This is a genomic window from Lactobacillus helveticus, assembly GCF_046109915.1.
Taxonomy (GTDB): domain Bacteria; phylum Bacillota; class Bacilli; order Lactobacillales; family Lactobacillaceae; genus Lactobacillus; species Lactobacillus helveticus.
In genome coordinates this window covers 1,583,486-1,597,731 of the sequence record NZ_CP151471.1, presented here as the reverse complement: position 1 = coordinate 1,597,731, position 14,246 = coordinate 1,583,486, and the positions used below count along the sequence as shown (strand labels likewise).

Here is a 14,246-nt window from a genome sequence, read left to right as displayed (position 1 = left end):
CATTTTTTGATAACTAATTATTTTTAGTGCATTTTTTGATAACTAATTATTTTTAGTAGACATTATCAGCCTTGATGTACTTGTTTTTACCAATCTTGTAGTACTTTTTACCGTTGATGTTCTTCTTCTTACCATGAACAGTAACAGAATGGTTCTTCTTTAAAGCCTTGTGCTTCTTACGCTTGCCGTTCTTGTCGTAAACATAAGCGTTGTGCTTCAATACACGAGCCTTACCAGTGTTCTTCTTAGGAGCTTGAGAAACTGCACTACCTGATGATGAAAGTGGTAAAACGTTGATGTTACCGTCTACGTTAAGACCACGCCAGTTATCAGTAAATTGCCAAATTGAAATGCCCTTCATTGATGGGAAGTAATTGAAGTTTAGATTATCAATACGACCTGAGATTGCGTATGAAGCAACCCATAAACTGTTAGGGAATTCATTAACTACTTTGTTAGTGTTAATGTTGTTTCTCAATACAGATGAACTAGCGTAAAGAAGTGGCTTGTAACCAGCAGCTTTAACTTTCTTCATGAAAGCAATAATTGCATTAGCAGTTGGGTTCTTACCCATGTTGATATTGTTGCCGTCACCTGATTCGTAGTCACAAGCAAGGTATGAGCCTGGGTTAAGGCCTACAGCCTTAGCTGATGAGATAGCGTAGTTTGCTTCACGCTTAGCAACTGAAGTGCTTGCACTGAAAGTAGCGAAGTGGTAGCCCATTGGCATCATGTTTTGACTGCGTGCACTAGCAATTTGACCACTAGCCTTAGGGTTTCTGTAGCTGGTACCTTCACTAACTTTAACTACAGCAAACTTGGCACCAGATCTAGCATGAGCAGACAAATCAGCACTTTGGTAACTAGCAACGTCAATACCAAGTGAACGTGCAGCAACTGAAGTAGTTGAAGCTTGAACAGTTTGTGGAGCTTGAGCTTTTACTGCAGCGATACCTGTAGTTGAAAAAATAGCAACGCATGCTAATTTAGTAATAAATCTCTTCTTAAATAACAACGTAAATCCCCCATGAATTTTTTATTAATAGAATTATAAATAATCAGTAACTTTCACATAGAAACATTTCAATCATAATGATTATTCCGAAGCGGGTCAAGCTTCCTAACGATAAATTAAACTATAGGTAATAATATGGTAACTAATGTAACCAATTTGTATTATTTGTCGACTAAATTTCTCTAAAAAGGAGCCCCTTTATTCCCAAAAATGAAAAAATCCACGTATAATTAATGAGGCACAATGAGATAAAGTAGATTTGAGGTTTTACTGTTGAATAAAAAGATCCTATCGGGTTCGTTATGGCTATCATTTGGTAGTATCGTATCGAGAATTCTAGGAGTAGTATATTTAATTCCTTGGTTGATTATGCTGGGAAGCTATCACAACCAATTGAATGCACAGGCTCTGTTTAATTCTTCGTATACACCATACGCATTATTTTTATCTGTTGGGACCGCGGGGCTTCCTTCAGTTATTGCCCGGGAAGTATCACAATTAAATTCACAAAATAGATATAAAGATAGTTTGTATATTACTAAGCTGGGTCTCATTATCATGTTGGTAATGGGGTTAGCTTGTGGAATTTTGCTATATGCAACTGCACCAATTATTGCCAAAAACAGTCCAGTAGATTCTGTAGCTAGTGCTACAATTTCAATTCGGGTTTTGGTACCGGCTGTAATTATTTTGCCATCAATGAGTATGGTAAGAGGATGGTTCCAGGGAAATAACGATATGAAGCCATATGGTATTTCCCAATTATGGGAACAATTTGCGCGAATTCTCTTTATTTTGCTGGCAACTCTCTTAGTGATTGAAGTTTTTCATCACAATTACGTAATTGCAGTTTATTTTAGTGTATTCGGTGCCTGTGTTGGCGCTATTGCCAGTTATTTATACCTCTTTGCGTATTTACGCAAGCAGTGGGGACATTATAAGCAGCTCCTTGAAAGCAGCGAGGAGCGAGCTTTAAACAACGTAACGCGAAGCTTGCTTAATTTATGGTATGCTTCCATACCTTTTGTTTTATTGGGTTCCTTTATTACACTTACTCAATTAGTGGATCAATTGTTGTTCAAGCAGGTCTTGATAAACTTTAATCACCTCACTAGCAGCTACGTTAGTTACATTTATACGATTTTTTCAGCCAATCCAAGCAAGATTACTACAGTGATTATTTCTTTGGCTACCGCTGTATCTGAAACGAGCTTGCCATTATTGGCCGGTCTTAAGTTTAAAAATAAAAATCGACAAGAAAGCATTAAAAAGTTGTTGCTAGAAAACTATCGCTTGCTCTTATTTGTATTGTTACCGGTAGTAGCCTTAGGTGCATTTGCGGCATCACCAATTTATACGGTGTTGTTTTCTCATGATAGTCTTGGCGCATATTATTTGGTTGAAAATATTGTTCAAAGTTTGTTAGCCGGACTAGTAATGAATTCTTTAACTTTGCTCTTAGCTTTGAATATGAATAAACTAGCCGTGATTTACATAGTTTGGGGTGTTGTGTTTAAAGTGATCTTGCAGGTTCCGATGACCATATTTATGAATGCGGACGGTGCAATTTTATCTACGGACATCTCATTTTTAATCGTTATTTGGCTTAGTTACCATAAGCTTAACAAGACCTATAGCATTCGCTTAACTAGTTTATTGCCAATTGTTGTTACTAACGAAATTTATGTAGTCATTTTATTTATTTATCAATTGTTGATAGGAAATCACTTTAATCATTTAGGTCGAGTAGGCAGTTTCATTTACTTAGCAATTTTTGGTTTAGTCTTTTTAGGATTATACATATTAATTGCCAACTTAATGGAAATTTCCCAGGATATTTTTGGCAAAAAAATTGGTTATCGATATTATCGTTATAAGCATTATGAATAGAAAAAGCAGCAGGTTGTCCTGCTGCTTTTTTAGTAGTTTTAATAGTTGCGATTGATGTCGCCCATGCTGGAGCGCATTGCTTCATCAACATATCTTGACGTTTCTACATCCGCTTCTTTTAATGCGTCTTGAACGTCTTTGTAACTCATTTGATTAACGAGATAGAATCTCAATGCTTTATTGACTAATTCGTTAAAATCAGTGTCATTAATTTCATTATATTTATCGATTAATTTAGCAACATCGCTATTTAATTCAAAGTGTTTTCTTGGCATATTTGTTCCCACCCTTTTCTATAAAGGCATTATAGCATAAGGCCTGCTAATCAATTGATGACAAAGCATCTAGCATATTGATCTTTTTGATTTTATGGTGAACCACAATTGCTAAAGCTGCGGTAATGATTGCTGGAATTAATGCGGAAAAGACAAAATTAAGTGGATACATATTTGGATCAAACATTGCGGCATCAGGTGGCAAGCTGGTGATGATGAAGTGGTGCAGCCACCAACCCAAAACCGAAGCCTACGATGATTCCTAATGCGGAAAGAATAATAGTTTCTCGGTAGATATACATGGTAGCTTCGTTATCATAAAAGCCTAGCACCCTGATAGTAGAAAGTTCCCGGATTCTTTCGGCAACGTTGATGTTAGTCAAATTGTAGATAACGACAACAGCGAGCATCCCTGAAATCAAAATCAAGATGAAGATAACCTCATTCAAACTGCCGGTGTAGCTACCCAAAATTTTTCTGTTAGAAGAATTAGAAACCACAGTTTCGATTGCGGCCGTTTTGACTAATTTTTGACTGATTCGGTTAACTTCTTGCGGCTGATGGTTTCGTATAGTAATGAGATATGCATTAGCCGTATATTTTTGCCCGGCAGCTCGGGTGTACTCTGTTTGATTCATGAAGATGTAATGGCCTAAATACATCTCACAAATGCCTTTAACTTTAAAGTGATAAGTTTTTCCGGCACTATTTTTTAGAGAAATAGTTGAACCCTTTTTGACATTTAATAAAGTAGTCAATTTTTCAGAAATAATTACACCATCGTTAGGCAAGGCAAGTTTCTTTTTGCTTTGTCTTTCTCTCAAGTTAATTGATTTCCTAAAATTGGTGGCTGATTTTGGTGCAATCATCATGATATTTTCGGTTGAGCCACTTTGATTAAGGTGCTTGGTTAATTGTTGATATTGCACGGGATTTGTTTGCGTAATATCTTTTTCTTTAAAAATCTTATCTAATTCATTCTGTTCTTTCTTAGTAACGTGTTTACTCTTTAAAGCGATGACATCATTTTTTTGGACAGCAGAATATTGAATATTTCCAATGCCTTGTAAAGAATCTCGAATCCCAAAGCCCATGACCAATAATCCAGTACAGCCCGCTACCAAAAAAATAGTCATTAACATTCTGCTCTTATAACGGAAGATGTTTCGTGCAGTAACTTTGGCAGAAAAACTCATATACTTCCATAGCCAAGAAATATGTTCTAGCAAAATGCGAGAACCATTCTTCGGTGGCTTTGGCAAAAGCAATGCGGCGGGCTTTTCTCTTAGCGTTTGATAAAGCGTGAGCATGGAAATAGCAGTAGTGGCAAGTAGTGCGATGATCAATGAAATGAGTAGTGGTCCCCAAGCAAAGTTTAACTGGTAATCACTACCTAAGGTGGAACTTGCTAGGTATGCTTTGATAATCAGATTAGGCAAGAAAGTATACCCTAAGCTGACACCTAAAATTGTAGCAGATGTACTGTAAAGCAAGAATTTTATGGCGATACTGCTATTGCCATATCCCAGAGCCTTAAAAGTACCGATATTGGTGCGTTCTTCTTCCACAAAACGCATCATGGTAGTTAGGCTGACTAATGCGGCAACTGCAAATAAGAAAACAGGGAAGACGTTGGCTAAAACCTCAACTCGCTCGGAATCAGCCCGGTAAGATGAATATCCTTGGCTTTCTTCTCGACTGCTAATAGTGTAGCTAGGATAATCAATTTTGATTTTATTTTTAGGTACCTCAATTTGACCGGGTGTAATAGGGATGCCTCTTTTGATTAATTGTTCCGCAGCCTTCTTTTGATATTGCTGTTTATATAATTGAACGTATTTATCATATTTGTCTTGTCTATTCTTATTTAATGCCTTTTGGAGTTTGTTTTGATCATGGTAGACGCGCTTGCAATAAGTGACGCTAAATGGGCTCAAATTAGCAGTGTTTTTAAAAGTTACACGTGAAACTTGATAAACAGGTGAGGCGAACGCATTGTGCGTTGTAACGGCAAATCCACTTAGTCGACCGTTGCCGATATTAGTTTGACCAAATTGCGTTTTATTTAAAAATTCACTGGATTTAACAAAGCCAACAATTTTATATGTTTTATTCTTTAGAATTCCTGGCTTAGTAAAACTAATCTTTTCACCGATGTGATACTTCTTTTTAAGCAAATATGAAAGAGCGATTTCTTTATTATTTTCTGGGAATGCCCCTTAATTAGTTCATAGTTTGAAAGAGTATTTGATTGAGAGAATACCTGTAAAACATCTTGGTTAGATTTAACCTTTGCATCTTGCAAATAACCAAAGGTAGCCTGCTTAACTTCGGGCGAATTTTGAATAGTTGCTCGGTCGGTTGAATTGATCCCATAGTTAGAAGTAACGGTCACATCAGCCAAGTTGTGTTTAGCAAAAAAGTCAGCACCTGTTGCACGCATGTCGGGGCCGGCCATCTTTAGTCCTACAAAGGCAAAGGTACCTAAACCTATTAGCAAAATAATTGCAATATAACGACCAAGCGAGTGCGTTATAGCTTGAAAAGCATCCTTCCATAAAATCGATTTACGCATCATTAACACCTACCATTCAATGCTACTGATATCGGCAGGATGATCATTAGTCTCAATCTTCTGAATACCGCCATCATGAATACGAATCACCTTATCCGCAATTGGGGCAATAGCAGCGTTATGAGTAACGATCAGTACAGTAGAGCCATTTTTTCGGCTCATGTCTTGCAGAATCTTTAAAATCCGTTTACCAGTTTTGTAATCCAGTGCTCCGGTCGGTTCATCACACAATAATAATTCTGGCTTTTTGGCGATAGCACGTGCGATCGCTACACGTTGCTGTTCACCACCAGATAATTGAGCAGGAAAGTTTTGCTCGCGATCAGTTAAATCGATTTCTCTTAATGCTTCATCTGGATTCATAGCATCAGGAACGATTTGCGCTGCCAATTCTACATTCTCTTTTGCGGTTAGGTTAGGAATTAAATTATAGAATTGAAAGACAAAACCTACATTATTTCTGCGGTAAGTTGTTAATTGTTTGGCGTTATAAGATGCAATATTTTTACCTGCTACAATCACGTCACCGCTTGTATTAGGTTCCATCCCGTCTAAAATGTTCAGCAACGTTGACTTGCCAGCTCCTGAAGAGCCCAAAATGACTACTAATTCTCCCTTATCAATAGAAAAAGTAATATCTTTGTTGGTATAAATAGTTGTATCCCCAGATTGATAAATTTTAGTATTATTTTTCAATTCTATATAAGCCATAATTATCAACTTCCTAGCATAATTGTATAATGTGATTAATATAAGTTCATTCAATCATATTTATTGAAGATAGGTAAAGGGAAAAGCTATGGGAGAGAGAATAACCAATCTTATTCTTATAATAAGAAGACTGCCGATATTTAGAATTTTTCAGCGAACTTTGGGAATGCTGATGCCAATTGCAATTATCGGTTCATATTTTAAGTTGCTACGTGATGCTGTTTTTTCACCAGACAGTTTCATTTATAATATCTTGAATTTTGATGAAACTATGCCTGACAAGATATGGTATGCTGGTTCATTTATTTGTAACGGTTTTGTACGGGTAACTTTTGGATTATTTGGCCTTTATGCGGCATATTTTGCGGCTAGATATACAGCGCGTTTATACCATAAAGATTCTACTTTAGCTGGTATGACTGCAGTTATGGTAATTATGTTTTGTGCATATGCAAATAATGTAGGCAATAAGTTTGGTAATAAATCAATGTTTTCATCAAGCGTATTGCAAATCAACGCTTTGTTACTAGCTTTATTAATTGGATATGCTGTAGGTGAAATTTTCCACTGGCTAGGTAAAAATCACCAGCCAGTAGAATTTGAGCATGTTCACCGTGTTAGAGCTCGTGCCTGGAATGCGCTATTGCCAGCGTCTGTTTCTATTATCGCAGGGATGATTTTAGGAATTATTATTTATGAATTGCAAATCAAAATATTAAGTTCAAGTACCTTTAAGGAACTAGTTATCCAAATTCAAAGTTCAAATAATTTATTGGAAATTATTCCGTTAGCATTTGTCGTTATGCTGTTAAACTGGATTGGTATTGGTTATCCGCTGACTTCATTATCTACAGCCACAGCACTTACAAGTGGTGTGGCTACCGTTAACCTCAGTTATGCATTAAAGCATGGTGGCTCATGGAATGTTCCATATAAATTTTTGGGTAGTTCACTCGTTTACCCTTATGGCGCAATGGGTGGTGCTAGCGTAGTTTTAGCATTAATAGTAATTACTTTATTGTTGCATCAAAATAAAGAGACAGAAAATATTGCAAAAGCCAATTTATTGCCAGTTGCGTTTAATTCAACGTGGGGCTTTATGATAGGGATGCCCATCATTTTAAACCCGGTACTCTTTTTACCTATAGTATTGATCCCGGTAATCAATATTATTATTGCCTCAATAGCAATTTTTCTTCGTATTATTACCCCATGTGTTTATCCAGTATTAAAAGGGACGCCTGGAATTCTTATTTCATTTTTCGGTTCTAACGGAAACTGGAGTAATTTAGTCTTTTCTATTTGTTTATTCATTTTAGATATTTTGATGTTAATACCAATTTCATTATTAGGACAAAGGATAGAAAGGAAACTTAAAGCTTATGAATATGAAAAAGGCCAAGAATCTGCTTAAAAATCCCAATTTAAAATGGATTGCCCTAGTTTTGTTAATAGTCATGGTTTTCGCTATTCCTGGTTATAAGTGGATGGAAAAGGATAACCAAGCTCGAGCACAAAGAATGAAATCTGCTTTGTCTCCAGTAATCATGGTGCCCGGTTCTAGTGCAACTACTGAACGCTTTAATCAATTGATTAAATTATTGAATCAAAATACTCCGACCAAACACAGTGTATTAAAAATCAATGTTTCAACTGATGGCAATTTATCTTATTCCGGTTCGATTAACAAGAATGATAATGAGCCTTTTATTATTATTGGTTTTAAAAACAATAAAGATGGCTATAGCAATATCAAAAAACAAGCTGGTTGGTTGAATGAAGCTTTTGCAGCAATTTCACAAGACTATAAATTTAATAATTTTAAGGCTTTCGGACATTCAAATGGAGGTCTGATTTGGACATATTGGCTAGAACATTATTATTCAGACTATTCAGATGAAATCACTATGAAACGCTTGATGACCGTGGGTACTCCGTATAATTTTAGTGAAAAAAATATCAACCATAAAACACAAATGTTGGAAGATTTTATTAAGTGCAAAAATAGACTCCCTAAGAGCTTAGTGGTGTATTCTGTATATGGAGGCAAAGATTATGAATCAGATGGGATTGTACCAGAAGCTAGTGGTGCGGCAGGAAAATATATTTTTCAAAAACAAGTAAAGAGTTACACTGCGATGACAATCACTGGCGATAAGGCTGATCACTCTGACTTGCCTCAAAATCAGCAAGTAGTCCAGGTTATTCAACAATATTTATTAGAACCAATTAAGAATAATCAAGAGATAACGCGCCAAGGAAAAAAGCAAGATAATGATAAAAATGGACAAAATAATCAGAATTAATATTCATCCTGTGGATAACTCCTTTGCCTAGTAGTCCTTCAAGCGCATATTTCCATCCTTCTTAATAAAATTTTTAGATATTGTGAAGCAATATAATCGCTTATATATCAACGATTTTGTTACTTTTTATAGATTAACATCACAATTTAAAAGAAAAATGTGGAAAACTTTTAAAGTTATGCTTGCAATCTGTGGATAACCTGCTATACTTATAAGTGTAATTAATTAGCACTTGAAGGCTTTAAGTGCTAACAATCAAGTTTATGATGGGGGTATTTGCAGATATGGCATACTTTGACAATGATTTTGACAACTTATTTAACGAATTGAACAGCTCATTCTTTAATGATGACTTCGGTAGAAGAAGCGGCAATGGTAATTCCGGCTCAATTCCTATTAATTACTCAAGCAATATGAGTTCAGCTCCTCAAACCATCCAACAAAATCCACAACAACCAAATGAAAAGCCAATTGGTGTAGATTTAGTTGAAGAAGCAAAGAAGAATAACTTGGACCCAGTTATTGGTCGTGATGAACAAATTGATAACGTTATTGAAATTTTATCAAGACGTAAGAAGAACAATCCTGTATTAATCGGACCTGCTGGTGTTGGTAAGACTTCTATTGTAGAAGGTTTGGCTGAAAGAATTGCTTCAGGCAATGTACCAGCTAAGATGGCTAACATGCACATTATTTCAGTAAACATCAATGACATGGTTGCTGGTTCAAGTCTTCGTGGTAGCTTCGAAGAAAGATTAAAGAAGGTTATCGACAAGGCTAAGAGCGATCCTAACATAGTTTTATTCATCGATGAATTGCACAACATTGTTGGTGCTGGTTCAACTGACTCAGAAAACAACAACGGTGACGCTGCTAACATCTTGAAGCCAGCTCTTGCTAACGGTGACTTGAAGTTAATCGGTGCTACTACTACAAGTGAATTCCAAAGAATTGAAAAGGACCCAGCTTTATCACGTAGATTCCAAGCTGTACAAGTTCCTGAACCAACTACAGATGTAGCTATCAAGATTTTGGAAGGCTTAAAGAAGAAGTACGAAGATTACCACCACGTAAAATACAGTGACGATAGTCTTAAGTTAGCTGTTGAATTATCAGAAAGATACATTCAAGGTCGTTACTTACCAGACAAGGCCATTGACTTAATGGACGAAGCTGGTGCTAAGAAGGCACTTTTGGTACAACCAACTGATGAAAAGAGTTTGAAGAACCAAATCAGTGCTCTTGAAGCTAAGAAGTCAGAAGCTGCTAAGGCTGAAGATTACGACAAGGCTGGCGAAATTAAGGCTAAGATTGCTGAACTTGAAAAGCAATTGAAGAACGTAGATACCAAGAATACTCCAGAAGTAACTGAAAAAGACATCTACGCAATTATTGAACAAAAGACTAAGATTCCTATGAGCGAACTTCACGCAGATGAAGCTCAAAAGAACTTAGACTTGGCTAAGAAGTTAAAGAAGAACGTTATTGACCAAGACAGAGCTATTGACGTAATTACTGACGCTATTGCTCGTAAGCAAATCTTCAAAGACAGCGATCGTCCTACTGGTTCATTCTTACTTACTGGTCCTACTGGTGTTGGTAAGACTGAACTTGCTAAGCAATTAGCTATCCAATTATTTGGTAACAAAGATCACTTAATCCGTTTGGACATGAGTGAATACCAAGACGAAATGGCTGTTAACAAGTTGATCGGTTCTGCACCAGGCTACGTAGGCTATGGTGAAGGTGGTCAATTAACTGAAAAAGTTCGTCACCAACCATACTCATTGATTTTGTTTGACGAAATTGAAAAGGCTAACCCACAAGTCTTCAACGCACTTCTTCAAATTATGGATGACGGTCGTTTGACTGACGCTCAAGGTAGAACTGTTTCATTCAAGGACACTATCTTGATTATGACTTCAAACGCAGGCTTCTCAGACAAGTTGTTTGAAGATGGCAAGGTTGACCAAGACAAGTTAATCTCAGCTCTTGAAAACTACTTCAGACCTGAATTCTTGAACCGTTTGGACGCAATCGTACCATTCAACTCACTTACTGAACAAGACATGGGCAAGATCATCAACATTTACTTGAAGAAGATGTCCCACGTACTTGCTAAGAAGGACGTAACTGTAGAAGTTTCTGATGAAGCTAAGAACTTCTTAGCTGAAAAAGGCTACGACAAGAAGTTTGGTGCTCGTCCACTTAGAAGGGTTGTTGAACAATACCTTGAAACTCCAGCTGCTAAGTTAATCTTAAGAGAACCTGACACTAAGAAGATTGAATTCACTGCTGATGACAAGCACTTGTACTTGAACGGCAAAGCAATCTTTGACATTTCTCCAAAGGTAGAAGAAAAGGTCAAGGAAGACGAAGCTAAGGCTGAAGACAAAAAAGAAGACTAAATTTACTTCGTTAAATTAAAAGGATATTCCCTCGGGAATATCCTTTTTTTGTGCATGATGTATAATATAGAAAGTTTGAAAAACATAATAATGAATGAGGTTTATTAATGACGGATAAAACAAATAAAAAAGAGAATAACGAATCATGGGGGAAATTCTTCCTTGATATTGTAATTATTTGGGCAGTCTTAATGGGGATCTTTTTCTTACTCTTTCACTTCGTATTGAGTAATGATACAGTTTCAGGTCCATCGATGCAGCCTACTTTTCAAAATGGGGATCGTTTAATCTCCATTCGTCATGCAAAAATTAAGCGTGGTGAAGTAGTCATTGTGAAGGCACCAGATGAACCAGGCGCTTTGTATATCAAGCGTGTTATTGGCTTGCCTGGTGAAAAGATTGTCAGCAAAGATAACCAGATCTATATTAATGGCAAAAAAATTGCTCAACCTTGGCTAACTAAGGGCAAGGATATGATTGACAACGGTACTGATACATTTTACTCAGCTACGCAGAACTTTACTATGAAGTCTCTGGCTAGATCACGTCAATATCAACAATTCTATACTAAATCACAATTAAAATATATTAATAAAACGAATCGAATCCCTAAAGGAACATACTTTGTAATGGGTGACCACCGCAGCGTGTCAAAGGACAGTCGTTACATTGGTACGATTAAACGCAAAAATATTGTGGGTGTAGTGAAATTAAGATACTGGCCATTAAATCAAATTAAAGTTTATTAACTAAAAGGATATTTCCGAGGAAATATCCTTTTTTGTTTAGTTCATATCTTTTGTATAATTGAAATAATATAATTCGAGTAAAGGGATAAAAATATGAGTAGAAAAACATTCAATTTAATTATTAAAATCGTCTTAACGCTTTTAGCACTAGCTTCGGGAATTCTCGCGTTTGCTTTGCAAATGCCAGGTCGTTCTTTAGTATTGGCTTCGATTTACGGAATTTTGTATTTCATTGCGGCTATCAGTTTTTGGTTTGAAGATAAAAAATCATGGATTCAAATTGTGATGATTGCCTCTTTGGTGATTACACTGTTATTAACTATTGCTCAATCTATTGCAGGAATACCATTGGGAGTCTTTCAAGGCAGTGGCATTCTCTTTTCATGGATGATGGTTTTATTTGTATCACCCGGCGTGTTAGGACTGATTTACTTTAATTTGAATACGCACCATGACAACTGGGATTTGTTAAATGCTTTCATGAAAATCATTCTTAGCTTTGAAGTTGGAATTGTGGCTTTTATGCTTATCTTCATGCTGGAAGTCTCTGGTGGGATGATTTGGTCATTGCCGCGGTGGGGCCAATATCTTTTTGTTTATGGCATCATGCTGCTAGCTATTTTGGATATTATCTACGCTATTATTAACTGGTTAAACTTTTACCACGGTAAAATTGCTTGGATTACCACAGCATTATTTGTAATTGAAGTAGTTGCATGCTTGCCTTTCTTTGGTATGCCAACAGTACCTGTAATAGTTTTCGTGATTATTATGTTAGCGATTGTAATCTTTACTGCATATCTTAATAATCGCATTAAATCTAAAAAACAATTGCACAAAAAGTAAGAAGGCTTTATAATTCAAAACAAAGATAATTTTAATGGAGCGTCTGTTTCATTGCAGAAATAGACGCTCTATTTCTTTATTCATAAGGAAGGTAGGGATAACTGTGAATGAAAAACCGAAATTAAAGCGGGGATTGAAAAGTCGTCACGTAACAATGATTGCAATAGGTGGTGCAATCGGTACAGGTCTTTTCTTGGGTTCCGGTTCAGCCATTCGTAGCGCCGGCCCTTCAATTATTTTGTCCTATTTAATTGTAGGTATTATTACGTTTTTTATGATGAGAGCTTTGGGAGAACTAATTTTAGCTGATCCTGAGAGTCATTCATTTTTAGAATCGATTAAAAAATATTTAGGTAAACGTGCTGAATTTATAGCCGGTTGGATTTATTGGGCTTGTTGGCTTAGTTTGGCCATGGCAGATTTAACCGCTACAGGGATTTATTTACGTTATTGGTTCCCATGGCTGCCACAATGGGTCGGTCCATTGGTAATCGTGGTCTTATTAATGCTAATTAATATGGTAAATGTAGGGTTATTTGGAGAACTTGAAAGCTGGTTCTCTATGATTAAAGTTATTGCTATTATCGCTTTAATTATTACTGGGGCAATCATGATATTGCTTCAGACGCATGTTAAAGGCGGTATAGTATCATTGACTAACCTAGTTAGTCATGGTGGCTTTTTTCCAACTGGACCGTGGGTTTTCTTGCTTTCATTTCAAATGGTAGTTTTTGCCTTTGTTGGGGTAGAAATTGTTGGTCAAACTGCGAGTGAAACAGCTAATCCACAAGAAGATATTCCTAAAGCAATTAACACTTTGCCAGTAAGAATAGGTCTTTTCTACGTGGGATCAATGATAGCGATTATGTCGGTTTATCCATGGAATGAAATTACTACTACGTCTAGTCCATTTGTTCAGGTCTTTACTGGAATTGGTGTAACTGCCGCAGCTGGTGTACTTAACTTTGTAGTTTTAACGGCTGCAATGTCTGCAACTAATAGTGCAATCTTCTCAACGAGTCGTTCAATGTATTCATTAGCTCGCAATGGTCATGCACCAGAGAAATTGGGTAAGCTTACTAAAAAAGCTATTCCAATGAATGCTTTGACTACATCATCACTTATTTTGTTTGTTGTGGTAATCTTGAATTATGTGATGCCAGCGAAGATTTTTGATGTAGTTTCTACAGTTTCAACTGTCTGTTTTGTAATTGTCTGGATCATGATTATGTTTGCGCACATTGTTTATCGGAAAAAGAATAAGAACAACCTCGGTAAATTTAGAATGCCTGGCTATCCTTTAACCAGTTGGTTAACAATTGTATTTTATTTTGCTGTCTTAATTTTGTTGTTCTTTATTCCAAGTACGCAATTAGCTTTAATCATTTCAATTTTGTTTGTAGTGGTTTTAGCAATTAGTTATAATTTTGTGCCAAAGAATGAGAAAAATAATTAATATTTCCTAAGTAAT

General features: G+C 36.3%; 10 protein-coding genes and 1 pseudogene. 7 read left to right on the top strand and 4 right to left on the bottom strand.

Translation table 11 applies throughout. The features are described 5' to 3' along the window. Positions 1 to 52: 52 nt before the first annotated feature. On the bottom strand, positions 53 to 1,015 hold the full coding sequence (locus tag AADV52_RS08135) for a GH25 family lysozyme (RefSeq protein WP_014919614.1): 963 nt from the start codon (positions 1,013 to 1,015) through the stop codon (positions 53 to 55). Between the two features lie 273 nt (positions 1,016 to 1,288). On the opposite strand from AADV52_RS08135, the gene AADV52_RS08130 reads away from it, so the two are divergent. Continuing rightward, entirely contained in the window at positions 1,289 to 2,905 is a 1,617-nt protein-coding gene (locus AADV52_RS08130; protein ID WP_041808864.1) for a putative polysaccharide biosynthesis protein, read from the top strand. A 38-nt stretch (positions 2,906 to 2,943) separates the two neighbouring features. Here the strand turns inward: AADV52_RS08130 and AADV52_RS08125 are convergent, their stop codons facing one another. From AADV52_RS08125 to AADV52_RS08115, 3 genes and pseudogenes are all read right to left on the bottom strand, one after another. Further along, complete coding sequence (locus AADV52_RS08125; RefSeq protein WP_014919612.1) at positions 2,944 to 3,180, bottom strand: hypothetical protein; 237 nt, start codon at positions 3,178 to 3,180, stop codon at positions 2,944 to 2,946. A gap of 46 nt (positions 3,181 to 3,226) precedes the next feature. Next, positions 3,227 to 5,755, bottom strand: a pseudogene (locus AADV52_RS08120) (FtsX-like permease family protein). A 9-nt stretch (positions 5,756 to 5,764) separates the two neighbouring features. Continuing rightward, positions 5,765 to 6,466, bottom strand: a complete 702-nt coding sequence (locus tag AADV52_RS08115) for an ABC transporter ATP-binding protein (RefSeq protein WP_014919611.1) — start codon at positions 6,464 to 6,466, stop codon at positions 5,765 to 5,767. 88 nt (positions 6,467 to 6,554) lie between these two features. On the opposite strand from AADV52_RS08115, the gene AADV52_RS08110 reads away from it, so the two are divergent. The 6 genes from AADV52_RS08110 to AADV52_RS08085 all read left to right on the top strand — a co-directional run bounded on the left by AADV52_RS08110 (position 6,555) and on the right by AADV52_RS08085 (position 14,231). Further along, positions 6,555 to 7,880: a PTS transporter subunit EIIC gene (locus AADV52_RS08110; protein WP_041808860.1), complete on the top strand. Its 1,326-nt coding sequence runs from the start codon at positions 6,555 to 6,557 to the stop codon at positions 7,878 to 7,880. After that, positions 7,849 to 8,772, top strand: coding sequence for an alpha/beta hydrolase (locus AADV52_RS08105; RefSeq protein ID WP_014919609.1), 924 nt, complete (start codon positions 7,849 to 7,851; stop codon positions 8,770 to 8,772). Before AADV52_RS08110 ends, AADV52_RS08105 begins: the two co-directional genes overlap by 32 nt. A 284-nt stretch (positions 8,773 to 9,056) precedes the next feature. After that, entirely contained in the window at positions 9,057 to 11,180 is a 2,124-nt protein-coding gene (locus AADV52_RS08100; protein WP_014919608.1) for an ATP-dependent Clp protease ATP-binding subunit, read from the top strand. Between the two features lie 107 nt (positions 11,181 to 11,287). Then, positions 11,288 to 11,929 (top strand): signal peptidase I, encoded by a 642-nt coding sequence (gene lepB / locus AADV52_RS08095; RefSeq protein ID WP_014919607.1) that lies wholly within the window; start codon positions 11,288 to 11,290, stop codon positions 11,927 to 11,929. A gap of 93 nt (positions 11,930 to 12,022) precedes the next feature. Beyond that, complete coding sequence (locus tag AADV52_RS08090; protein ID WP_014919606.1) at positions 12,023 to 12,775, top strand: hypothetical protein; 753 nt, start codon at positions 12,023 to 12,025, stop codon at positions 12,773 to 12,775. Positions 12,776 to 12,878: 103 nt separating this feature from the next. Continuing rightward, positions 12,879 to 14,231: an amino acid permease gene (locus AADV52_RS08085; protein WP_014919605.1), complete on the top strand. Its 1,353-nt coding sequence runs from the start codon at positions 12,879 to 12,881 to the stop codon at positions 14,229 to 14,231. Positions 14,232 to 14,246: the final 15 nt, after the last annotated feature.